17 protein-coding genes and 2 pseudogenes are annotated in these 24,377 nt (G+C 36.1%); 10 read left to right on the top strand and 9 right to left on the bottom strand.

The window, feature by feature from the left end; translation table 11 throughout:
* Positions 1-54: 54 nt before the first annotated feature.
* A complete protein-coding gene (locus JN080_RS19055; protein WP_256237563.1) occupies positions 55-453 on the top strand; it encodes a VOC family protein in 399 nt (132 codons plus the stop codon).
* Between the two features lie 364 nt (positions 454-817).
* On the opposite strand, the gene JN080_RS19060 is transcribed toward JN080_RS19055, so the two are convergent.
* Positions 818-967: a hypothetical protein gene (locus tag JN080_RS19060; RefSeq protein WP_256237564.1), complete on the bottom strand. Its 150-nt coding sequence runs from the start codon at positions 965-967 to the stop codon at positions 818-820.
* Positions 968-1,264: 297 nt separating this feature from the next.
* On the opposite strand from JN080_RS19060, the gene JN080_RS19065 reads away from it, so the two are divergent.
* The 4 genes and pseudogenes from JN080_RS19065 to trmL all read left to right on the top strand — a co-directional run bounded on the left by JN080_RS19065 (position 1,265) and on the right by trmL (position 4,030).
* A complete protein-coding gene (locus tag JN080_RS19065; RefSeq protein ID WP_256237565.1) occupies positions 1,265-1,933 on the top strand; it encodes a cupin domain-containing protein in 669 nt (222 codons plus the stop codon).
* Positions 1,816-2,190, top strand: a pseudogene (locus tag JN080_RS19070) (cupin domain-containing protein); the annotation flags it as partial. The gene JN080_RS19065 and the pseudogene JN080_RS19070, both read left to right, overlap by 118 nt.
* A gap of 498 nt (positions 2,191-2,688) precedes the next feature.
* Positions 2,689-3,321, top strand: a complete 633-nt coding sequence (locus JN080_RS19075; protein WP_256237566.1) for a LysE family translocator — start codon at positions 2,689-2,691, stop codon at positions 3,319-3,321.
* A 238-nt stretch (positions 3,322-3,559) separates the two neighbouring features.
* Positions 3,560-4,030: a tRNA (uridine(34)/cytosine(34)/5-carboxymethylaminomethyluridine(34)-2'-O)-methyltransferase TrmL gene (gene trmL / locus JN080_RS19080; RefSeq protein WP_256237567.1), complete on the top strand. Its 471-nt coding sequence runs from the start codon at positions 3,560-3,562 to the stop codon at positions 4,028-4,030.
* 369 nt (positions 4,031-4,399) lie between these two features.
* Here trmL and JN080_RS19085 read toward each other — a convergent pair whose 3' ends face one another.
* Positions 4,400-4,819: a hypothetical protein gene (locus JN080_RS19085; protein WP_256237568.1), complete on the bottom strand. Its 420-nt coding sequence runs from the start codon at positions 4,817-4,819 to the stop codon at positions 4,400-4,402.
* Between the two features lie 798 nt (positions 4,820-5,617).
* On the opposite strand from JN080_RS19085, the gene JN080_RS19090 reads away from it, so the two are divergent.
* Complete coding sequence (locus tag JN080_RS19090; protein WP_256237569.1) at positions 5,618-7,012, top strand: amino acid permease; 1,395 nt, start codon at positions 5,618-5,620, stop codon at positions 7,010-7,012.
* Positions 7,013-7,307: 295 nt separating this feature from the next.
* Here the strand turns inward: JN080_RS19090 and ltaS are convergent, their stop codons facing one another.
* From ltaS to JN080_RS19105, 3 genes and pseudogenes are all read right to left on the bottom strand, one after another.
* Entirely contained in the window at positions 7,308-9,272 is a 1,965-nt protein-coding gene (gene ltaS, locus JN080_RS19095) for a lipoteichoic acid synthase (RefSeq protein WP_256237570.1), read from the bottom strand.
* Between the two features lie 789 nt (positions 9,273-10,061).
* Positions 10,062-10,196 carry a peptidoglycan-binding domain-containing protein gene (locus JN080_RS19100; protein ID WP_256237571.1) on the bottom strand — a complete coding sequence of 45 codons (135 nt, stop codon included), beginning with the start codon at positions 10,194-10,196 and terminating at the stop codon, positions 10,062-10,064.
* A gap of 627 nt (positions 10,197-10,823) precedes the next feature.
* Positions 10,824-12,178: pseudogene (locus tag JN080_RS19105) on the bottom strand (IS4 family transposase).
* Positions 12,179-12,465: 287 nt separating this feature from the next.
* Between JN080_RS19105 and JN080_RS19110 the strand changes: the two are divergent.
* The 4 genes from JN080_RS19110 to hmpA all read left to right on the top strand — a co-directional run bounded on the left by JN080_RS19110 (position 12,466) and on the right by hmpA (position 18,851).
* On the top strand, positions 12,466-13,479 hold the full coding sequence (locus JN080_RS19110; RefSeq protein ID WP_256237572.1) for a DUF3231 family protein: 1,014 nt from the start codon (positions 12,466-12,468) through the stop codon (positions 13,477-13,479).
* 319 nt (positions 13,480-13,798) lie between these two features.
* On the top strand, positions 13,799-14,419 hold the full coding sequence (locus tag JN080_RS19115) for a lysozyme family protein (protein WP_256237573.1): 621 nt from the start codon (positions 13,799-13,801) through the stop codon (positions 14,417-14,419).
* A 625-nt stretch (positions 14,420-15,044) separates the two neighbouring features.
* Positions 15,045-17,399: a PBP1A family penicillin-binding protein gene (locus tag JN080_RS19120; RefSeq protein ID WP_256237574.1), complete on the top strand. Its 2,355-nt coding sequence runs from the start codon at positions 15,045-15,047 to the stop codon at positions 17,397-17,399.
* Positions 17,400-17,654: 255 nt separating this feature from the next.
* Positions 17,655-18,851 (top strand): NO-inducible flavohemoprotein, encoded by a 1,197-nt coding sequence (gene hmpA, locus JN080_RS19125; protein ID WP_256237610.1) that lies wholly within the window; start codon positions 17,655-17,657, stop codon positions 18,849-18,851.
* Between the two features lie 269 nt (positions 18,852-19,120).
* On the opposite strand, the gene JN080_RS19130 is transcribed toward hmpA, so the two are convergent.
* The 4 genes from JN080_RS19130 to JN080_RS19145 all read right to left on the bottom strand — a co-directional run bounded on the left by JN080_RS19130 (position 19,121) and on the right by JN080_RS19145 (position 23,994).
* A complete protein-coding gene (locus JN080_RS19130) occupies positions 19,121-19,603 on the bottom strand; it encodes a cupredoxin domain-containing protein (protein WP_256237575.1) in 483 nt (160 codons plus the stop codon).
* A 961-nt stretch (positions 19,604-20,564) separates the two neighbouring features.
* Positions 20,565-22,511: a helix-hairpin-helix domain-containing protein gene (locus JN080_RS19135; RefSeq protein ID WP_256237576.1), complete on the bottom strand. Its 1,947-nt coding sequence runs from the start codon at positions 22,509-22,511 to the stop codon at positions 20,565-20,567.
* 5 nt (positions 22,512-22,516) lie between these two features.
* Positions 22,517-23,317 (bottom strand): PP2C family serine/threonine-protein phosphatase, encoded by an 801-nt coding sequence (locus tag JN080_RS19140; protein WP_256237577.1) that lies wholly within the window; start codon positions 23,315-23,317, stop codon positions 22,517-22,519.
* Positions 23,314-23,994 (bottom strand): vWA domain-containing protein, encoded by a 681-nt coding sequence (locus tag JN080_RS19145; RefSeq protein WP_256237578.1) that lies wholly within the window; start codon positions 23,992-23,994, stop codon positions 23,314-23,316. Before JN080_RS19145 ends, JN080_RS19140 begins: the two co-directional genes overlap by 4 nt.
* Positions 23,995-24,377 lie beyond the last annotated feature (383 nt).

The raw sequence follows: 24,377 nt of genomic DNA on the forward strand, positions 1-24,377 counted from the left end.
AATTGCTGAAGGCAAGTTTTGACTTAATATTTATCAACTAAGGAGTTGTTTATAATGGGAAAGGTCACACCATTTTTAATGTTTCAAGGTGGAAAAGCAGAAGAAGCAATAAATTATTATACATCAATAATTAAGGATTCAGAGATTAAAAGTATCGTTCGATATGGAGCAAATGAAGCCGGAGATGAAGGAACGGTGATGCAAGCTGTTTTTGCTTTAAAAGGGCAAGAATTCATGTGCATTGACAGTAATGTAAAACATCAGTTTTCCTTTACTCCTTCATTCTCAATCTTTGTTACATGTGAGACTGAAGAGGAAATTAACAACCTTTATCAGAAACTTATTGATGGTGGGGAAGCCCTAATGCCAATTGGCGATTATGGCTTTAGCAAGAAATTTGGCTGGCTAAATGACCGATTCGGAGTATCATGGCAATTCAATCTTCCTTTATGAAGATAGAAATATTTATTTCTTTCATTCGTGTTCTTGGCTAACGAACAAGAACACGAACGAATAAACGGCTTGAGTGGTATACAACTTATTAAGATTAAGAAAAACTGGACCAATCACAAAATCGATTGGTCCTATTTTATTTTTTGGCTGTACGACCCACCCTACCAGGACATGGGTTTTTGCCATCGTACTATACACAAAAAGTGTCGTCGCCTACCGTAATAACATTTCTATAATGGAAAGGAATCCGGTCATTTTTAGCAATTTCAGAAATGGGTTTTCCTTTCTCCAACATTTTTTTGCTATTTTCTGGATGCCTTGCTCAATTCCTACTTCAATTCCTTCTTCCCATTCTGTGATATCCTTAAAAATTATTCAATAGATCGCGAAGTTCTTTTAAGCGTGCTTCATACTCAACCCGGTTTTTCTTTTTCGAGCTTAGATTTTCCCATTCGATTAACGCTTCTCTCACTTCTTCAATATTCATCGCCCATTTCTCCAGTTCAGCCAACATTTCATCGTCCAATTTTTTACGTTAGACATCCGCAGTTGAAAGCATCATTAGCCATGGCAATTCCTGATGATTTTGCTCCTTCAGTTTTCTGCGGTATTTTTTCCATTGTATAATGAAGTTACTTAAATCAATTAAAGCCATCAGTATTTGTAGTATAGTTCTACGGTTTAAACACATGATGGTCAATCTTAAATCTCAAGCCCGTCCTTTCTGTGTCCAACTATTCATGTCCAGCATATATATATTGCAGGTTATCGTCGCGAGTGCTGTAATTACCGGAAGGAAAGGACGTTAAAAATGGATCGTAATCAAAAGAGCAACAAAAAACCAACTAGCAAAGGAGTATCAGGGAAAAAGCTTAAAACGAAATCCCCCAATTTATTCTTCGATTCAAAGAATAGTGTGTTTTTTAGAAGGAATGCAGAGAATATTATTTTCCAAGTTACTTCATCACAATTACCAATCATGAAAAATATTGGATTGGATAGTATCTATTTAAGTAAGGACCACATTTTGGAACCACATTGGCATCCCAATGCCGCTGAACTGTCTTATGTAGTTTCCGGTGAAGCCATTATTTCTGTTCTAGATCCGATTACCCCTCAATTACTGACTTATCGTGTGAAACCAGGAGATGTGGTTTTTATACCAATAAACTGGTGGCATTGGATTATTTCCATTACGGAAGAAACACATATTGTGGCAGTATATGACAATGAAAAGCGCCAAAATATCTTTGGCTCCGATATGCTTCGCAAGACTCCTCCTGAAGTATTCCAATTGGCTTACGGTGTTAATGCGAAAGAGTTGGCAAAAGTTTTGAAACCAATTTCTCAAACCGTTGTAATGATCTCTATCTTTCCAAGGATTTTATTCGTGAGCCACACTGGCATCCAAATGCCGATGAACTCGATTTCGTTATTTCCGGCGAAGTCATCATTTCTATTCTTAATCCCCACACTCTGAAGTTACAGACCTATCATGTCAAACCTGGTCAGGTCACATTCCTGCCTAAGGGATGGTGGCACTGGATTACATGTGTTACCGAGGAAGCTCATCTCATGGTTAACTTTAATGATGGGAAAATTCAATCCGTAGAGGGAGCAGATGTATTAAGATTCACTCCGCCGGATGTTTTTCAACTGGCGTATGATGTAAATGCAAGGAAAATAAACAAAGTATTATCCCCAATTGATGAAACAATTGTAATAGGACCTCCCGATGAATTTTCTTAAAAAATAAACAACAATATGAAGATAAAACATTATAGTTTCCTGATTTGAAATGTTGAAGGATTTAATACAGTGATTAGGTTGAGTTTTCGGCGTTAACTGTTGGGGATACGGCTGGAGCTTGAATTAATGCTGATCCGCTAGTAACGGAAATTTCAAAAGTACCTTCAATATAATCATTGAAGTCCTACAGTTGGTGCTCTCCAAAAAGTTGAAGTTCCAACACCATTATCGAAAAGTCCACAAATTTCTTCCTTGAAAATATGTGCTTGCGGACAGCAAGAACAATTTCCATTGTTTGAATCACACATTTTCTATTCTCTCCTTTTAAATTTTTAAAATTTTTTAATTTCCTTTTGTGTTAAAGAACCCATTAAACAAGGAATTAAATCGAAAAGAATTAAGGTTTAAATAAATACAGAACTACTATATAATTTATAATACTGTTTAAAAATTCTGACCATATCAATTTGGAAAGGTGATGATAAATTGGTAAACTTTTATCCGTTTATAATGTTGTGTGTGTTTTTGATTATTTTACCTGGTCCCGATACTGCTATTGTGACAAAAAATACTATTTCAGATGGGAAAATCGGTGGTCTTAAAACAGCTCTAGGTACTTGTTGTGCCCTTTTTATCCATACTTCTGCTGCTACATTAGGACTATCAGCAATCATAATGAAATCAGCATTATTGTTTTCTGTCCTCAAATACGTTGGTGCTGTTTACTTAACTTATCTAGGTGTTAAAGCATTATGGTCTTTGAAGAAAAAGGATGAAACAGCCAGTTTTGAGATGGACATAAAAAGCCAAATTAAAAACACATCTTGTTTTAAACAAGGGTTCCTTACTGATTTCCTAAATCCAAAAGTTGCTGTCTTTTTCTTAACCTTTTTACCTCAATTCGTTAGTTCTGGTAGCAGTACCTTTTTTCCTTTTCTAATAATGGGTATCACTTATACTGTAATGACTGCCATATGGTTTTTACTTTATATTTATTTAATCAATCATATCAGTGCTTTTATGAAAAGACCTAAAACGAAAAAATTTGTTGAAGGAATCACAGGTACTGTACTAATAGGTTTTGGTATAAAATTAGCCCTAGAAAAAGTTCATAACTAGGTTATGTCTATTTTTAAGGTAAGACCCTTGGTTTTACTATATTCCAGGAGTCTTTTTTTGTCCGATAATTTATTTTTTGTTCAACTAACCAAATAACCGCTAGTTGAAGAAGAGTGGATGAGCTGCAGCCTAGAGGTCACTTAGTCCAAAAAGCGCCTATTTCATTTCCCAACCACCATGAATCAGCATAACAATATGCTATAATTTGGAGTGTAAAATAAGATAGAGGTGACCATTCTTGGCAATACATGTTGTACTATATCAACCAGAAATTCCGGCTAACACTGCAAATATTGCACGTACCTGTGCCGCAACGGATACAGCCTTGCATTTAATCCGACCACTTGGCTTTTCAACAGATGAAAAAATGATCAGACAAGTAGGTTTAGATTTCTGGCAGTCTGTAAACATAACGTATTATGACTCATTGGATGACTTTTTTGCAAAAAATCAAGGGGAGTTTTACTATATTGAGACATTTGGTGAAACAACACATTCATCCTTTGATTTCAGTGACGGGTCAAAGGAACATTATTTTATGTTTGGAAAAGAAACAACGGGCTTACCAAAAGATTTACTAAGAAAAAATAAAGATCATTTTTTGAGAATACCAATGAATGATCATGTTCGTTCACTGAACCTTTCGAATACAGCTGCTATATTGGTGTATGAGGCATTGCGCCAGCAAGGATATCCCAATTTAAAATAAAAAAATCTTCCGTCTTGGAAGATTTTTTTATTTTATTTTCCAAACCGAAATTTTGTGACTATTAAAGTATAGTAACTATTGCTTCATAAATATGGATAATTACAGCATATATACTGTTTTCGTTTGAGTACCACTATCACTATATGTGTCCTCTCGAGCAAATTCCCCAATTCTTTAGCCATTACATTAGACGGAGAAGGCATTCCATCCTTTAACCATGATTCCAAAACTCCTACCTGATAACTCCCACCGCACGTTTAGAATAACGAAATAAACATGCATTACGGGGTCCCACTTGGAAGTTAGATTGAAGGTAACTGGAAAATGGTATTTCATCAGGGAATACCAATCTCATAACGGGTGACGATATTAAGATTGTTCTTTACGTTCATTTAAAATTTCTTGAATAATTTCAATATGAACGGAAGCCCAAGATCTTTCAATAAAATGAAGAATCACACTTATGGTAATAAGCAATATATAGGCAAAAATAAAGAAGACCCAAAGTAAACTCCCGTCTTTGAAAAGAATATCTTGTAATTGTTTTGAAAACAAGAGAAGGAGCCATGGTCCGGAAGATATAAGAATGGGAATGATTCCAGATCCATTTTTCTCTTTTATCATGCAAAAATAAATTTTTTTAAGTGTAGGACTATCAATAGAATGATAAAAACTTTGAATTTCTTCAATTTGTTTTATTTCCTGTATTGATTTAAACGAATGTCCAAAGTTTGATACCCTTTTTAGTTTCAGATAAATTTTATGGGCGTCCCCACGTAATGAAAACATATGTCTAATCCTTTTCCTCCATCGATATTACTCATTAGTAGAAGGCTTTACAAATATGGTTTCATCTATACACGATTCAAAGTAGTTAATAACTGGTCCTTAACAGCACTCTTTAAGGACACTTTGCTCGGTTCTGGCGGCCTTTTTGTCCGTAACAGCACTTTATAAGGACACTTTGCTCGGTTTTGGCGACCGTTTTGTCCGTAACAGCACTCTATAAGGACACTTTGCTCGGTTCTGGCGACCGTTTTGTCCGTAACAGCACTCTATAAGGACACTTTGCTCGGTTCTGGCGACCGTTTTGTCCGTAACAGCACTCTATAAGGACACTTTGCTCGTTCCTGACGGCCGTTTTGTCCGTAACAGCACTCTATAAGGACACTTTGCTCGTTCCTGACGGCCGTTTTGTCCGTAACAGCACTCTATAAGGACACTTTGCTCGGTTCTGGCGGCCTTTTTGTCCGTAACAGTACTCTATAAGGATATTTTGCCCGGTTCTGGAGGCCGTTTTCCTAAATTTAAACATGACACCCTCATTAATTGATGATAAAAAAAACGTCTTTTCTAAAGATGTGATAGAAGCGTCCTTGTAAATTCATTAATTAAACCGGAACATAGATGGTTATTTAAGTATTATTTGAAAGTATTTTACGAATAATTCAGAACCAGCTTCCTTTTTTACGTTTATTTTACAATAACGTTAGAGTTAAAGGTTTTTTGTATAAAGTCATTTGAAAATTCATAACTTTATTTAAATCCAAAATCCTTTCAGTTATTTGAAAGAAAAGGGGGTAGACCATGAATCCATTATCAAGAAGAAAGTCTATTGAACAATTACAGCAAGAAGGCAATTCCAGCACAGATTTTCAACGGGTTTTAGGATTATGGCAGCTTACGTCCATTGGCTTGGGAGGGATCATTGGAGTTGGAATTTTCGTATTGACCGGCGTTGCTGCAGCTAAACATGCAGGGCCGGCCGTCATATTATCGTTTATTATCGCAGGACTCGCAAGCGCAGCAGCTGCCTTATGCTATGCTGAATTTGCCGGTTTAATTCCGGTGGCAGGCAGCGCTTATACCTACAGTTATGCTGTATTAGGAGAAGGAGCAGCTTGGCTGATTGGTTGGGATTTATTGCTCGAATATACCTTAGTTGTTGCCGTTGTAGCGATTGGCTGGTCTGGGTATATGCAGGAAATTTTACAGCAGCTCGGAGTACACCTTCCTTTATGGGCCCAGGGGGCACCAGGAACAGGTGCGGGACATAAAGTTGACTTGATTGCAATACTAATCAGCTTAGCTATTGCGGGGATTCTTACACTAGGAATTCAGTGGGGAGCAAAATTTAATAGTCTAATGGTCGTGATAAAATTAGTGATTGTCTTATTCGTTATTGCGATTGGAAGCTTTTTTATTCATCCAGCAAACTGGCATCCGTTTATGCCGTTTGGTTTTCAAGGGGTTATGGGCGGGGCGGCCCTTGTATTCTTTGCTGTTTTTGGCTACGACACCTTAACCACAGCAGCAGAGGAAGCCAAAAATCCGCAGCGGGATTTGCCTCGGGCTGTCGTCCTTTCGTTAACCATTGCCCTTTGTCTTTATATGGGAATGTCACTCGTCGTTACCGGCATGGTGCCATACTATATTCTCAATAATGCCGCACCAATTGCTAAAGCTTTTAGTCATATCGGTTTAAACTGGATTTCTTTTATTATATCAGTTGCTGCAATTACAGGGATTTTGTCGGTATTATTTTCGTTTATGCTCGCAGGTTCTCGTATCTGGTTCTCGATGAGCCGCGATGGATTACTACCCAAATGGTTTGCAAAAGTCCATTCTAAGTATAAAACCCCTTACCGTCCAACTTTTATCATTGGAATAATCACAGCCATTGTTTCAGGGTTGACCCCGATTAATGAGGTAGCTGAACTGGTGAATATTGGAACATTGGGAGCCTTTATCTTAATTTGTTCTTCGATAATCGTGCTTCGAAAAAAACGTCCTGGGCTTGAAAGAAGATTCAAAACACCATTTGTTCCTGTTGTCCCTCTAATTGGGATTGTATTTTCCATTTATCTGATTATTAGCCTTCCGGGCATCACCTGGATTCGGTTTGTCGTATGGATGATCATAGGATTCTTCATATATTTGTTTTATGGTAGGAAAAAAAGTAAATTAGCGAAAGAAGATTAGCAGGAGCTGTTGTACAAATATTTCAATATCCATTTCATCTAACACAATAGGGGTCAGGAACTTTTTCCAAGTTAGGGATTGTAGACGATGTGAAGATTTGCACTTAATCGATCGAGGTGCATTAGTGGAAGATGCAATTGAAAATTAATATAAGAAATGGCTCAGTTCATTAGAACTGAGCCATTTCATTTTTTTATAAGGACCACTATAAAATACGGTGCCAATTGTCCTGAAAATTTAGTTGCATTTTTGCGGTGATTTCAGGTTTTGCGATAGGAGACGGAACCAGTGACGCTTATTCCCCTGTAGTTTGTACTTGTTTTAGATTTGTTTTTCCCTTAGGACCTAAATACTGATAATCATTAGGATTAATCGGTTTAAATCCTTCAGGTGTGTAGAAACGCAATAGATCTTCATTTACTGTTTTATCAGACATATCAAGTTCATTTACAACCTGATTATTAATTGGCTTACAAGCACTTTGGTTAGTCATTAAGTTTCCTGTATTTGTTTCATAGCATTTTCCGTTTACTTGGGTAACTTGACTAGATACATAATCACCATTTCTAAATAATGCCCAATTTCGATGCTGCGGTGATAATAAATCTGAACCAAACTCAAGATAATTTTTCGTATCAATTCCTAATAAATGAAGTAGTGTTGGGCGAACATCTACTTCCCCGCCAATTTGGTGCTGAACCCCGCCACTTACACCCGGCACGTGTATGAACAATGGTACCTGCTGGAGCTTCGCATTTATTACTGGGGTAATGGTAGGAACACCCAAAACTTTGGCCATCGCTGCATTATGGTTTTCTGAAAGACCGTAATGATCCCCATAAAGAATAATGATTGATTTATCATAAAGACCATCTGCTTTTAACGCATCGAAGAACTGTTTAAGGGCTTCATCCATATAGTGGGCTGATTGGAAATAATTATTTACAATCGAATCACCATAATTACCCGTAGGGAAATTAGTATCTCCCGGATCCATTTCAAATGGGAAATGGTTTGATAACGTAATAAATTTGGTGTAGAAAGGCTGTTTTAAACCTTCAAGCATAGGCATTGATTCCTGGAAGTAAGGCTTATCCTTCATTCCATAGTTCTTAATATTTCCTTTAGACATATCATAATAGGATGCATCAAAAAACTGATCATAGCCCAATTGTTTATACATAACATTTCGATTCCAGAATGTCTTATAGTTACCATGGAATACAGCAGTCGTATAGCCTTGTTGATCTAAAATGGCTGGAGCTGCCTGGTATGTGTTTTGATCCTTATTAATAAATACCGCGCCAGACGATAATGGATATAAAGAATTTTCCATTAAGAACTCAGCATCAGATGTTTTACCTTGTCCAGTTTGATGATAAAAGTTATCGAAATAGAAGGTGCTTCCATCATGCGCTAATGAATTTAAAAACGGAGTTACTTCTTGTCCATCTGGCATTTTATAATCAATCATAAAGTTTTGGAATGATTCCATCGATACATAAATAACATTCATTCCTTTTGCTTTTCCAAAATAGGCTGAATTTGGAGCAGCATAATTTGCATTTCGATAGTTTTCTACAGTTGTAATATCACTGCTGCCAGCCATCGCGCGCTGACTGGTTGCTTCAATATTTTGAATGATATCAAAAATGGTAAAGTTATAAGCACCCAAATATTTTACTAAGTAGTTTCTGTCAAAAGAACGCGATAATAATTGTGGACGATCCTTTTCAGCTAAACCAAGATTAAATAGAAACACAGTGAGAGCAAGTAATAGGACGATTTGATAAGTTTTACGCTTATTCGAAACAGTCTTCTTGAATACAGTCAGTGCAAGAACAATTAGAATAATTGTATCTGTGAAGTAAAATATATCTGTTACAGACATCAAGTTAGCCGCACTACTCCCCAAATCCCCTGCATTTGCTTTAGCCTGTAACATAACTGGGACGGTTATGAAATCATTGAAGAATCGATAATAGACAATATTGGCATATAAAAGAAATGACAGCAAGAAATTGATCATAATCATAATCTTTTTTGTATGCTTTTTAGAGAGCAGCGCTAAGCCCAAAAATAATAACGCAGAACTAATTGGGTTAATCGCTAATAAGAACTTCTGCAGATTATCATCTATTCCTAATTTGAATACCATTTGATATGCCACATATGTTTTGATCCAAAACAATACAACGGCAATGGCAAAAAAAACAATATGACTACTTTTTATTTTTTTTAATAGTCCATTCTTTTGCATTTTTAATGCTCCTCTCACTTATTACTTTGACTTTGATTTTTAAATACCTCTGGTAAATAGTGTGTCTAACGTGTTTTCCATTGTTGTAATGGCGAACGTATCCCTTCCATACTAATAATACCACCCACGCTACTTAAAACAGCAAGCCAATAAACTATGACGGACATAATCCACCACTGGAACCAGCAAACTGTCCTTCATCGGTTTTATGACGGACAAAGTCACTACTAGTACAATTAATTTGTCTGATAAGCTCATCACAATAAACATTAACAAAGCTATTTTGAAAGAATGAATAGCCAAATTCTATTAAACAATAATGATTTGGACTTAATATTAAAAAAGTATGAACAAACTATTAAATTTTTAAATCGTATTTATTCTTATCCCGAATAGCCCGGTCCGACTTCCATAAATTCAGGCTAATTTAGGAAGGATTTACAATAAAGAGTGGAGAATAAATAACTCAATAATTGGCAGAGCTTTAAAGGAGATAAAGGAAACATTATGGAATTGACTTGTAAGTTAGGAAAAATAAAAATCCTGCTACCCGATGCTTCCACATCATATTTCTTTATTGATATAAAAATACGAATTACTTCACAAAAAATCGGATATTTTAAACGCTGCAAAACAATCCATTCCCGGTCTTGTTAATTCCAGAAATCTTCTTGCAAGTATTGCAACGTGTGGATGGAGTGAATTTAAGTCATTTGAACTTGGATGCTGATCCATATGATCCTGTGCATGGGGATTAAATAATTTCCTACGTGTTCGGGTCGAAAATTCCTAAGGCTGCAAACCATGAGTTTGTTGGAATCTTTGAACGGCGCTTGTAGTTGAAGCCCTATACCATCCATCGGGGTATCCTACATTATATCCATTTATATTTAATTGCTTTTGGACAAGTTTCACCTGTTCCATTAAAACACTCCATGTGTGCACCTCTACAATGCCGGTACCTTCCATTTGAAATCGGTCCTGAAACTCTTTAACCACATTAATTCTAATGCTCATTTGGCGGTTGTGAATAATGATCTATTACACTTAAATATTTCCAAAGGACAATCAGGATTCTAAAGATTTGTAAACTATTTCACTTAAACTACCATGAAAATAAACTTCTGTAATTTAAGGAAAATTGGCAATTATTAAAGAAGGCGCAGCTCATTCATTTTTAAAAAGGGGAGGGCGCCTCATACATTGATCTTTGGAATCGAGTTAAGAGGATTAAGATAACATCTGGTTCTCTAATTAAATAACACTTTTTAAAATAAATTGGAATAAATATAATGATTTATTGGATACTAACTATTATCTGATAACGTTGGAGGAAATCATGCTCAAAAGAGGAAAAATTAACCAGAGTTTCTTACAGTAGTAATCATTTTTATCATAATATAAATGTGCCTTTCTTATTCAACAAAACCAGCTAATAGAACTATATTGTTATTCCAGAAAAGGGCGCAATTCTACAGCAGGAATTGTGCTTTTTCCTTATGTTTAGGGCCATTTAATGAGGTAACGGAAAGTTCCTCAATTATTATTTACTCAACTTTCGCAGAGTGAAATTGGCAAATAAGCCTTGATATAAATAGGCAAGCAAGAGAACCACTGCTCAAGTTGACTTTGAATTAACTTTTTGAATTTCTTATTTGCCTGTTTTAAGACGTCTTGAAGAAGCTCGATTAACTGTTGCAATGCAACAGCCCAATCAAGTTCATTAATTTCATCGCATAATTCATAAAACAGACCACCAATTGTTCGTTGGTCGGTATTACAGCGGTTTTGCCACGATAACACGATAAAACGTGCAAATACGATGGTTGTATGACTGATTAACCCATCATACGAACGACTCTGAAACTCTTTTTCAAGTTTCAACAAAGATTTGGTTGTCTTAAAGAACACCTCAATATCCCAACGCATCCCATAGATTCGAACAATTTCCTGTTCTGAAAGGGTGCAATCAGTGCTGAGGATGGCAAGCCATTCACTCTTCTTGTTTCTGTTTTGAACGAATATAACTTTTACTGGTGTACCGTTCGCCATAACTGTATAAATGGAGCGAAGGATACCCTTTTTCAACTGAATAGGTTGAGCTAAGTGATAGAGTTGCTTTAATGAAACCAATTTTCCGTCAACGTTATATCGCTGTTTTGTTTCTTTTACCATGCCAATCACGTCTAAACCTTGTGCAACAATGGCTTTGACAAGTGGAGGCAGGGTAAACCAAGAATCCATTAACACATAACTGGCAGTTATTCCATTTTCCAGAGCACTCTTTATCATATCAGGAATCTGTTCAGGTTCTGACTGCAACGCATTTTTCCGGCGTTTATAACCGCAAGTACGCTTGTCAATCTCTTCCGAGATTCCATTAATCTGAGACTTCTTGGAACTGAGTAAGGAGAAGTCAATTGGCATGAATGTGTAGCCATCTGACCAACCTAAAGTCAACATGCGAAAGCCTTTATAAAAGCGCATTTTAAGAGAAGCGTGATCAAGGCAGCGTGCCAGCAATTCCACCTTTTTACTACGGTTTCTATCAAATGATGAATCATCTACAATAAAGACTTTAGGACGGCTTTTGTCTGTTAGACGTTCTACTTTATGAATAGAGAATGAACTCAAGAGAAGCAAAAAACGTCGCCAGTTAAATGTCGATTGGTTTAAGAAACGATATACGGAATCCTTGGCTGGGAATTGGTCTGCTTTCTTTGACTGAAGAAGAGAAAACCAATTCTTGTGTTGGAAAATCAGACAAGTTGAAACAAATATGAACAACTAAATCCGAAGGATTTTTTAATGCCTGCATGACGTAAGTGCTTATTAATATTAAGCTCTGAAAGTACTGAATCAAGTTCTTTTGGTAGTTGATTATATTGGCTATTTTGGTCTATCATATAGAGGACACCTCTTCTGTGTGGTAGTGATTTCTCGTCAATCTCACTATACCAAGGAACGAGGTGTTTTTCATTTTTTAATAACCATGTCAAGCAATGTAATAGATTTACTTAAAATTTAATACAATCAAGGATTAGCACTTATTTTATTGGTGCGAAAGTTGAGTTATTTATAAATTTTCCTTTTTGCATAAATTTCCGTACATAATTCCATCATAAATATATGGAAGCTGTGTTAGAAGAGGAGGGTTACTTTCGAAATGACAAATCTGAATGATGAAAAAGTAATGTCTGAAAACAATATCCCACTTTCTGCTTCGGAATTGGGGTTTCTTTGGGCACAATATATAAACGATACTTTAGATATTTGTGTTATGAATTATTTCAAAAATACTTGTAGGGATAAAGACATCCTCCCTCTTATCAAAAATTCCTTAAATATAGCACAAAGGGATATCAAAGTTATTTCAGAGATTTTTTATAAAGAAAACCACCCGATACCGGTAGGATTTACGGACAAGGATGTAAATGTAGACGCACCAAGATTGTATTCAGACACATTTATTCTAATCTATATACAAAGATTGGAAGTAATTGCAATGGTAAGTGTTAGTATGGCAATTGGCCTTTCAGCCCGTTCAGATGTAAGTCGATTTTTTAGAGATTTACTTGTTTCCGTTTCCGAACTACACGATAAGGCTAGAAAAGTTATGTTATCAAAGGGTGTTTATGTTCGAACACCGCAAATACCTATGCTTAAAAACGTTGATTTTGTAAAAAAACAAAGTTTCCTATTTGATTTTTTAGGACAGCATAAACGGCCTTTATCAGCAATTGAAATTACACATCTTTTTAATAACATTCAAACAAATGCTTTGGGCAAAACAATGATGATGGCATTTGCACAAGTTTGTAAAAATGAGGATGTTAAACAATTTTTTATAAGGGGAAAAGAAATTGCAAAAAAGCATATGGAAAAATTCAGTTCAATCCTAATTAATGAAGATATTCCTGCACCCATGAGTTGGGATGCACATGTAACGGATAATATCGTTGCGCCCTTTTCAGATAAATTGATGATGTTTCAAACAACCTATATGAATGCCGTAGGAATAGGAAATTACGGTATGGCAGCAGGAACTTGTCAAAGAATGGATTTAAGTACCACATTTTCTCGGCTTGCGGCAGAAATTGCGTTATTTGCGGAAGATGGTGCAAATATACTTATAAAATACGGATGGTTAGAAGAACCACCGAAATCAGTAGATCGGCAAGTTCTTGCAAATCAACCGAAACTCTAACGTAAAAAATTAAGGAACAATATTTTGAAACATAATTCAATATTCCACAATTGGGCGCGATTGTTGAGAAATAAGTAAAAGTGCGATACATATTAAACATGACTAATATGTATCGCACTTTATTTTTTATGACTTTTTAGGTCTTGATAAGAAAACTTTTACGAACGTTTTTATAAGATATGTTAGTTTTTTCGGTAAATAAATATAATGAATAATCAGGAAGACTAATTTTGACATAATAAGAAGGTTTTTTCTAGGTACTATCAAGAAGTTATCCTTTATAATTAAGATAGGAAAGAAAAATAGGAGAGAAATAAAAATGATTACACGAAGACTGAAAAAGAATCTATCCAGCTTCGTCTTGCTTGTGTCTATCTCTGCATTAGTTGTATTATTCAGTTACTTTTATTGGGACAATGATATCCCTTATTTACAAAGGGATCCATTTGTAAAAGTTAAAAAATACACCCCGCTTATTCATAATGAATTAGCAAAATACCATCTTGAAAAATACACCCCAGTTCTCATTGCATTAATGCAGCAAGAAAGTCATGGTAAAGGTGGAGACCCAATGCAATCATCTGAATCGATAGGTCTATCTCCGAATTCGATTAAAGATCCAAATATAAGTATTCAATTAGGTGTAAAACATTTTCGAAAAGTCCTTACTTATGGTCAGGAAAAACAGGTAGATTTCGCGACCATTATTCAAGCTTATAATATGGGTATTGGTTACATTAATTATGTTACAGAACATGGAGGAAAACATAGTGAGGAATTAGCCAAAGATTTTTCCCTATTAGAAGTTCAAAAGAACCCTAAGATTTATACTTGCAAAAAAAGGCTTTTTAAATCGAGATATCCATATTGTTATGGTGATTACTCATATAGTGAAAAGGTGACTAAAAATATAAATTCATTGACTGAGAGTAACAAATAAAATGTAAAAAGAGCTGGGAATTTTATCTCAACAATATAAAGTATTGTGAACCCTTGGACTTAAACGAGTGAGTGCGTTAGTGAAAGAAGAATTAATTAATTTAATGAATTAAAATTACTAAAAGTAATTGAAAAATTTTTTTTAGTAGAAAGGGAGATTTTAATTGAAGAAATATTTTGTTTGCTATATTCTGAAAAATGATATTAAGTGTGGAAATATATTAAACGGGCTAGATGTGTAAAGAGGGAGAGGTTTTACAAGAAATAGGGATTTGTGTAGAGAAATGGAAACAAATCTCGCAATAAGCATTAACGGACATGAGAAGCAGTAATAATGACACCTTTTCATTTTAAAGCGTGTTAATTTTTGATTCTTAGATAGCACTCAAAAGCATATCTCTACACAGACCAAAAATATTGAAATGATAGATCAAAATGAATAGGTTCTTGCGAAGACCGATTAGGAGGAATATAGTATAAATTCTTATTAATAGGTTATTTACGGGTTTTACATGAAAAGAATTGTTCTAAATGTCATACTCATCAATTTATACCTAAGGTAAATAAACGGTTACTATATATAGTTTCTCAACGTTTTTGAAACTTAAATATGGGAGAGTAGATGAATGTCAGAAGAAAAATATCGTTCTCGCGAAGAACGAAAACAATTGGAAAAAACAATACAAAATAAACAAAATAGCAGTAAGTCATCTAAAAAAGGATCCTTGTTGAAAAAAATTATCCTTGCTTGTGTGCTGGTTGGGGCATTAACAGTTGGAGCAGGAGCCATTACGTTTGCCGAGATGGTTAAGGATACACCTAAATTAGATCCTTCAAAGCTAGTAGATCCGCTCGCTACGAAATTTTACGATGAAAAGGGAAATTTTCTTTATGAATATGGAAAGCAGAATCGCACAAAAATTACGTATAATCAAGTTCCACAAGAGTTGGAGAATGCTTTTATCGCGACCGAAGATGCCAATTTCTATCATCATCATGGAATTGATATAAAAGGAACGATTAGGGCAATTTTAGTGAATCTAATGGGGAATTTCGGGGACCAGGGTGGAAGTACCATTACGCAGCAGGTTATCAAAAACTCATTCTTGACACCACAAAAAACGATCAAGCGCAAGGTGGAAGAATGGGATTTAGCGTATCAGCTTGAAAATCGGTACTCTAAGCATGACATTTTAATGATGTATTTAAACAAGATTTACCTTGGAGACGGGGCCTATGGTGTCGCCGCGGCGGCGAAAAGCTATTACGGCATTGACTCAAACCATTTGAATCAATTGACACTGCCGGAGGCTGCGATGCTGGCAGGGCTTCCGCAAGGTCCAAGTATTTATGATCCGACCATTCCGGCAAACCAAAAAGCTGCAACAAACCGTCGCAATCTTGTCTTAAGCTCTATGAATAAACAGGGCTATATCACGGAGAAACAAATGCAGGATGCTATGAAGGTCCCGGTAACAACGGGCCTTGTTCCGAAAGCAACTCAACAGGGAATGCCATATGATGCATTTTTGGATGCTGCTGTTAAAGAAGTGAAGGCCAAACTTAAGAATGTCGACATTAGCGTAGATGGATTATCCATCTATACAACATTAGATCCAAAAGCGCAGGATTATGCGGATAAAATGATGGACACAAATGATATAATTGCTTATCCTAATTCCCGTTTTCAGGGCGCTTTCGTATTTTTGGATTCAAAGACTGGTGCCGTTCGGGCAATCGGAAGCGGACGTAATGATTATAATGCGACCTTCATGGGAAACAACTTTGCAATCGATATGAATCGTCAGCCAGGTTCCTCATTTAAACCAATTTTCGATTATGGCCCGGCGATTGAGAATTTAAAATGGTCTACCGCTCATCAAATCGATGACCAACCAACAACATATTCAACTGGCCAGCCTATTAATAACTGGGATCATCAATATCATGGAATGTTATCGATTAGAACAGCACTTCAATGGTCGTACAATATCCCAGCTCTCCTTACGCTAAGGGACGTTGGAATGGCTAAGGCAAAAAACTTTGCGGAGCAGCTTGGTATTACTTTTCCTAATAAACAGGTCTATGAATCAAATGCGATTGGGAGCAATTCGGTTAATCCGTTAGAAATGGCTGGAGCCTACAGTGCATTTGCTAATAATGGAGTCTACACTGCACCGCATTTTGTTACAAAAGTAGTCTTTCCAGATGGCACTGTTGTTAACTTTACTCCGAAGCCAAAGCGAGTTATGCATGATTACACAGCCTATATGGTGACCGATATGTTACGGACAGTTGTAAATTCTGGGACAGGAACTGCTGCAAATGTCCCTGGACTAGATGTGGCCGGAAAAACTGGCACAACAAATTTTAATGATAAGACTAGTAAAGAATTTGGATACCCATCCACTGCTACGAATGATAGTTGGTTTGCAGGGTATACACCACAATACACGATGGCTGTCTGGACGGGATATACGAAAAATGGCAGAGGCAACTATTTGATGGGTGATACTACTAAAATTTCACAACTCATGTTTAAGTACATGATGGAAGCAATTGAAACTGACAAACCCAGATTTAAGCAGCCTAGCGACGTATATCGAGTAAATAATGAACTGTATATTAAAGGTGCAAATAAAGAAGAACAACCATCAGTTCAAAATAACGATAAAAAAGATAACCATTCTGGTAATGGAAATAATATGGAAACGAATCCAAAAGCACCGGTACCTAATCCTACGGATCAACCGTCAGCTCCAAAAGCACCGGTACCTAATCCTACGGATCAAGCGCCAGCTCCAAAAGCACCGGTACCTAATCCTGCGGATCAAGCGCCAGCTCCAAAAGCACCGGTACCTAATCCTGCGGATCAAGCGCCAGCTCCAAAAGCACCGGTACCTAATCCTGTGGATCAATCACCTGCTCCTAATGCATCGGGGCCTACTCCTACGGATCAACCACCAGCTCCTAAACCATAAACACGGTTAAATAAAGAAGGTTCTTGTTGATTCAACGAGTACATTAACAAGAAAAGGTCATCACTTTTGATGACCTTTTTTACTTTCAATAGCGGTTAGCTAGAATTTTTAGCTCGCAAAAAAAGATGGTATAGCGTAAATGAAGTATCCGAACACTCGATTTGCATTTCTTAGGTCCGCCCAAACTACCCTCGGATAATATAAAATTCTAGTTGCATACAAAATGATTAAAATCATGTAGGCACTCAGCCCTATATAGATCCAAAAAAGCTAGAAATTATTAAAGCAACATTACCCGTTGTCAAAGAACACGGGGAGGCGATTACAAAACGCTTTTATAAGCGAATGTTTGAGAATCATCCTGAATTAAAAAATATTTTTAATATGGCACATCAGGTAACAGGTCACCAACCAAAAGCTTTAGCCGACGCTGTCTATGGGGCTGCTGCCAATATAGAAGATTTTAGTCAGATCATGCCTGTTTTAGAGAGAATCAGTCAAAAGCATCGTAGCCTTCAAATCAAACTCGAGCAATACCCCATTGTAGGAGAGAATTTGTTAGGAGCGATAAAAGAGGTTTTAGGTGATGCTGCAACAGATGAAATTATGGATGCATGGGCAGATGCTTATGAAGTCATATCGGATGTATTCATCCGAATGGAAAATGATCTTTATAAGGTTACTGTAGCTCAACCAGGTGGATGGGCAGGATTTAAAGATTTCGTAGTTGATCATAAAGTAGAAGAGAGCGATGTGATTACATCTTTTTATTTGAAACCAAAAGATGGAGGTAATATTGCTGAATTCACTCCTGGCCAGTACATTACTTTAAAGATGGAAATTTCTGAGCAACAATTTACCAATCTCCGTCAATATAGTTTATCAGACCGACCTGGTTTAGATTACTATCGAATCAGTGTAAGGCGTGAAGACCCAAGGAAAGAAGGGCAACCTCCTGGAGTGGTATCAACGTATTTACATAAACATGTGAACAAAGGAGATACCATCCCAATATCTGCTCCAGCAGGAGATTTTTATTTAGATAAGGATTGTAAACTTCCGTTGGTATTAATTAGCGGAGGGGTTGGATTGACACCATTAATGAGCATGCTAAATACAGTGACGAAAGAAGATTCAAATAGGGAAATTTATTGGATTCATGCTACTGTTAATAGCAAGTTTCATGCCTTTAAAAAACATGTCAATGATATAGCTGCAAGTAATAAAAATGTCAAAACTTTTTTCTTTTACGAAAAACCAACCGATGAAGATAAAGAATCTAAATCATATGATAAAGAAGGATATATCACACTTGATTTTCTACAGAAGGTCCTTCCATCTAAACAAGCTGACTTTTATTTCTGTGGTCCAGAGCCTTTTATGAGAGCAGTGAATCGTGCACTAAAACAATGGGAAATTCCTGAAGAGCGAATCCATTATGAGTTTTTTTGATCTTTTGGAAACATAGAAGATTAAATTGACAGCTATTATAATAGGAATGTGAGAAAACTCTTATGGGGTTAATCGTGGCAAAGAAAGAGCCTTTTCGCAACGCTACATAGATAGCTAAGAGGGTGCCTCAAATAGCTAAAGACAGTATTCAAAAACTTTTAAGGCTGATTTCTAATTCCAAATCGATTTTTTTCATTTTACTAAGTAAAGAAAAGGCTGGCCCAAAAAGGTCGTTAATTATTGACCTCTTAAGTCAGCCTCCTTATCCTTTATTGAACAATTAGTTTCCCAGTCATATTTGAATGACCTGATCCGCACATAACAGAACAGTGAAATTCATATGTTCCAGCTTTATTGGCAGTAAATTCTGCACTGCCATTCCCTTGGATATTTACATTGTAAGCAGGAATATCCAAACCATGACTACCATTATCATTATGTAGCGTGATCTTTACTTTATCTCCCTTTTTCACAGTAATGACCTTTTTATCATATTCAAAATTCTTTGCGTTCTCGTTAATCTCAACTACACCGGCAACAGGGGCTGCAGAGGTATTAGCAGTCTTAGCAGGTGTTGTATTATTGGCATCTGTTTTCGATTTAGATGATGTAATATTTGAAGTTTCGTCTTTCTTTGTAGCAACTTTTGCTGTTGATGATTGATTCGCCTGGCTTGAATTGCTTCCGCACGCACTTAACATTGCGATACTCAATATAGACGCAGTAATTAATAAAGTTAATTTCTTTTTCAATTTTAGCATCTCCTTTTTTGAATTATCTGACTTTAATAACATACCATACTTTTTAAACTTATTTGCATTAAATTTCCCTAAGAAAATCATTAGACTACTATCATAAAACAGAAAAATAAATTTTGAGGTAGTGCTTAACCAGCTAATTCCACAAACTTCTCTAATTCTAACTAATAGGGATACACTGATGGTTGCACCAGTTACAAGAAAAATACCTGATGCGGATTTTTGTATTAATCCATAGTTTCATTACTTATAAGTAAGTTTTTATTATATTCAAAGAGTTTTATGTGAACGCTATTTTACAGTATCAGCTTAAAATTGATATTGGCAAGACACAGACCTGCGAAGAAGTTTACACTATAATTAATGTAAAAACAGCGTAAAAACATCGGGATTGGGTCTATTTGGGTAAATACGGATCAGTTTTTAAAGGATATAATACTCGGCTTTTTAATAGCTGAAAACTTCCCTTCTATCACACTATTGCTGTATTTGTAATGAATCGATATTAGGGTGGCTTGCAGTTCTGTTTGTAAAAAATTTAGGGAACTTTTGATTTCAGGAATGGTATCCTTTTTCACGGATGAAATTAGCTTCTGAATACCCAAGGGCTCATAATTGTTTATACATTCACGAAAATATTGGACAAATGCATATATTTCTTGAGGTTGAAAAGGGGACGGTTCTTCTTTTGTGTCATTCCGAGAGACGCAAGAACCGTCCCCATGCTAACTTCTTAAAAGCAACAAGTTACAAAAGAATAACCACAATGAATAAATGACTAGGGGGATTCCTCCTAGTCAGTTTCATGGTCTGCTCGTAATAATGGAGAATCTGAAAATACAAGTCCCGAACAAGAAAGGCAGCAGTAGCTTCTGCACCAAAAAATTTGGTACAGCTTATTGAACTTTTCGAAAATGGATGGGCAATCCCTTTATAAGAACGATAAGACATTTTGTTAAGATTGAACATAGGCCTTTAATTGCCCTAATATTTGCAGGCATTCATCAGCCTCTTTTTTAAGATTTTCCTTGCAAGTTAGAATGTTGGTTTTAATATGATTTAATTCTGCTTCACCTTCCGTTAATTTCTTCTCCAGGTCACATTTTAAAGCATGCATTTCCTTTTCCAGTGCGTACAAATCAGATTTTGGAATACCTTTCTTTGGATCAAATGAAAAATGTTTTTCAATACTTTTTCGCCATTCGATTAGATCATTTATAAATGGCCCAAACCCAGGAGCCCTTACTAATGATTGTTTGGAGATATCTTTAGCTGTTTCAATTCCATATGATTGAAGAACGGCTTTCCTACTGGGTCCTATATGATCGATGTTGCTGGATTGAATCGTAAATTTATCAAGATATTCATTAAGTTGATGACTTCTCTGATCACTTTCAAGTTGCTTTAGTTTTTTTGCACGAACATATGGAATTTCTTCATATTTTGATTTGTATTCCTTTAGTTCATTTAGCTTCGTATAAAATTGATCTGTTGAGGCTTCTTTTTTCCAACGCATTAAAACCGATTCCCATTTTTGATTGATCGTTTCATATCTTTTCTGAATTTCATTCAAATGAACCGTTTTTATTTTTCTTGTACCGACAAGAAAAGAAACAATAATACCACCTAGTGGATAAAAACCCATTCCACCATAAAAAGTTAACAATATTGAAGTGATACCGATCATGATTGCTTCCAAAATTCTTATCCTTTTTATTCGTTTAAATTTTCTTCCTGCCTTAAGAATTTCTTCTACTGGCGTGTAGAAATTCTTATATGGATCAGGCAATTCTTGATTGAAAAAGGGGGGGATATTACTTATTCTTTTCCACATTAAATCCATTTGAAATGCATTGTCATTGTCCCCGTTTGTTTTTACAATGAATGAAAACAGAACTAGCCCTGTTTTCGCTTCATAGTCACACCAGGGACATTGATCATGAGCTCTGTCATATGTATGAGCTTGATTGATTGGACAACGAATGAATTCTTTATTTACTTTTTCAAGGGCGGCAATCCATTCAACTGCATTTGGCCGATTATTCGTACTTGATTGGGAAAATGCCTTCTCAAAGAGATCTGCCAATTCCTTTGAATAAAAATCAAGAGGAAGTGTACCTGGAGGTTGTTTTATTTGTCTTTGGTTGGCATTTTTTCCGTAAGCAAAACGATACTGTTCGATTGCTTTTTCAATAGGCATTTCGATATTTCCTGTAACTGTATATTGACCGGAAAAAGGGTGCCTTCCCATAAACAAAAGCTGAAAGATAATAATGGCTAAGCCAAAATAATCGTGATTGGTTGTACGGATTGTATGGGATAAAGATTTAGCTTGTAATTCAGGAGGTTGGTGTGTTCCAACCCCAACTTTACACAAAAATAAATGTCCATCCCTGCCAATCTGAAAACTATCGCAGTCAATCAGTTTGATTGTTCCGTCTTTTGCCACGACAATATTACCGTGGTTCACATCGCCAATGACTTGACCATGATCGTGAACCACAGCAAATGCTCGTGCAATATTTGCCGCGGTATGGATCAGAAAGGGGAGACTCACATGATCAAACTCATTGAGCCGATTTTTCGGACTATAAAGAATGTGAACCTCTTTTCCATTCGCAGCAGGCATTAAAAAACCGATCACTTTACCGTTTTCATCTTTTACTGTCTCAGTTGGCCAAGCCGTATATTTTAAAAGCCTTTCATTTTTCAGATTCGTCATACATGTTATCTTTTTTGACCGTTCTTCATCAATCTTGTGGTAGATTTTTACGACAGCCCCAGGTTTCCCTAGTACTTCATAAACCGTTCCTTCTCCACCTTTACCAATCACTTTTCCAATTTTAATCATGTTACCATTGCTATCTGTATATTTTGAAACTGTAGTTTTAGTCATTACCATTCGTCTCACACCTCTTTTCGTGAGGCTAATAATAATGTTTTGTCATCATCCGTTCTTTCATTTACCCTTTCAGAGTTAAGAAATTTTTCTAAGGAGGAATTCAAATTCACGAAATTACCCTTCTCTACTTTTCTTAAAACATGAAACATTGGTTTAAAAAAAGGATGATGCACCGTTTTTGATTGATAGTGGAGTGTTAAATGCTGAATACCGTCCGTAAATAATGAAACTTCTTCGACACTCTTCGGTAAAACATCAAATTGGATATTTTTTTTAACCTTAGGATCTGTAATAAAAAAGGTGGTATTCTCATACTCGCCTTTAGCAGGCCAGAAGCTCCATTTGTAATGATCTTCACCATTTTCTGGCTCTGGATCAAGAATGACAATAGCTCCGTCACCAACCTGAAAAAAAGCAGCATGATCGTTTCCGACAACAGCTGCTACTAATGTGCATGCAAATTCACGAATAGTTGCCTTAAAATCTTTTGCATGGGAGCTTATTACGTCTTGGTATTGGTCAATCCAATTTTTAAAAAATGACACCTCTAAGTCTTTTACTCGTTTCTCTCCAGCAAGATAGTCTGTCACTTCTTTTACAAATAATGAACATGCTAAAGATGATCCCTGATCAGAAAACTTCGCACTTCCAGCACCATCGGATACAACGGCAACTAGTACTTTTTCACCGTTTGACTCGTGTATGACCTGACATATACTTGAATCTTGGCATGGTGAGTTACTTTTCTGATGAGAAGCTCCAATCACTGATACATAAGTATATTTCCAATCGTTTTTTGTTGTCATTCAATCATTCCCCATCCACCTGGTGTTACTGGGTTTTCTAGGGGAACTGAATCACCTGGAGTAGATCTTGAAACCGAGCTTAATGAATTGGATAGCCAAGAAAATAGATCTCTGAATCGTAACCCATCTAATTTAAGCGGATCCCTAACTGAAATTTGCTTTAATATATTCATATTGGCTCCTTCAACTCCGACAGCGAAAAACATAAGCGATTTATTTGTTTCAGCATCTTTAATTAAATTCGCCGCCTTTTGCCAATGATCAGTGGGTGCCCCATCTGTAATTAAAAACATCCAAGGCCGATAATAGGAAATACCGTTTTCTCTATATTTTTCTTTCCTCTGTTGGATCAGTTCAATCCCTTTTTCGATTGCTTCGCCCATTGGCGTCATGCCATCTGCCTGAAGAGTAGGGGGGATAAATAGATCAGCAGTTTGGAAGTCTGTTTCAGCGTTAACAGGACCAAAACTTACAACCGATAATTCTACACGTTTTATACTCATAGAATCTGCCATAAGTTCATCTTTAAAGGTTTGTAATCCCTTATTTAATTCATTTATACGTTGCCCTGTCATGGAATTTGAGGTATCAAGTAATAATACACATGGGCAGCGAGGTTCAGGATTTTCGGCAAATTCTACCCCATCAAAAGGAACTTGATCAGTAAAGTCAAACAAAATAAAACACTCCCTATAACGTCATTTTTTACTAGATTATTTAAAAATTACTTCAAATTTGATAGTAGAACTTTAAGAGTTAAAAGGACATCGTGTTTTATTTTATGAATGGAATGAATCTGTTAGACTTTGTATTTACCTTGGAAATCATTTAGTTACAAAAAAATTCACCAGTGGCTCTTCCGGACTTAGTGGAAAAAGATTTGTCTACGATAGAAAGTTGAAAAACTATTGCCTGGTTGAACGGTCAATGGTCTGATGCTGCTAAGTCTCTTAGTGGCCCCTTTTAGGAATCGCATTCCTCAAAAATTCTAAAGAATTTTAGGGAGGGTGTTCAATATGTTAGAATTAAGCGTAATCTTCGAGAAAAAACAAATAAAGAA

The organism is Bacillus sp. EB600, from assembly GCF_024494385.1.
Taxonomy (GTDB): Bacteria; Bacillota; Bacilli; order Bacillales; family Cytobacillaceae; genus JAEVLT01.

What these genes read in the sequence shown, in the direction of transcription:
- JN080_RS19110 (WP_256237572.1), top strand. Translation starts at nt 12,466, where the DNA reads ATGTCTGAAAACAATATCCCACTTTCTGCTTCGGAATTGGGGTTTCTT.
- JN080_RS19135 (WP_256237576.1), bottom strand. Translation starts at nt 22,511, where the DNA reads ATGGTAATGACTAAAACTACAGTTTCAAAATATACAGATAGCAATGGT.
- JN080_RS19060 (WP_256237564.1), bottom strand. Translation starts at nt 967, where the DNA reads ATGTTGGCTGAACTGGAGAAATGGGCGATGAATATTGAAGAAGTGAGA.
- ltaS (WP_256237570.1), bottom strand. Translation starts at nt 9,272, where the DNA reads ATGCAAAAGAATGGACTATTAAAAAAAATAAAAAGTAGTCATATTGTT.
- JN080_RS19065 (WP_256237565.1), top strand. Translation starts at nt 1,265, where the DNA reads ATGGATCGTAATCAAAAGAGCAACAAAAAACCAACTAGCAAAGGAGTA.
- JN080_RS19115 (WP_256237573.1), top strand. Translation starts at nt 13,799, where the DNA reads ATGATTACACGAAGACTGAAAAAGAATCTATCCAGCTTCGTCTTGCTT.
- JN080_RS19055 (WP_256237563.1), top strand. Translation starts at nt 55, where the DNA reads ATGGGAAAGGTCACACCATTTTTAATGTTTCAAGGTGGAAAAGCAGAA.
- JN080_RS19085 (WP_256237568.1), bottom strand. Translation starts at nt 4,819, where the DNA reads ATGTTTTCATTACGTGGGGACGCCCATAAAATTTATCTGAAACTAAAA.
- JN080_RS19090 (WP_256237569.1), top strand. Translation starts at nt 5,618, where the DNA reads ATGAATCCATTATCAAGAAGAAAGTCTATTGAACAATTACAGCAAGAA.
- JN080_RS19100 (WP_256237571.1), bottom strand. Translation starts at nt 10,196, where the DNA reads ATGGAACAGGTGAAACTTGTCCAAAAGCAATTAAATATAAATGGATAT.
- JN080_RS19140 (WP_256237577.1), bottom strand. Translation starts at nt 23,317, where the DNA reads ATGACAACAAAAAACGATTGGAAATATACTTATGTATCAGTGATTGGA.
- JN080_RS19120 (WP_256237574.1), top strand. Translation starts at nt 15,045, where the DNA reads ATGTCAGAAGAAAAATATCGTTCTCGCGAAGAACGAAAACAATTGGAA.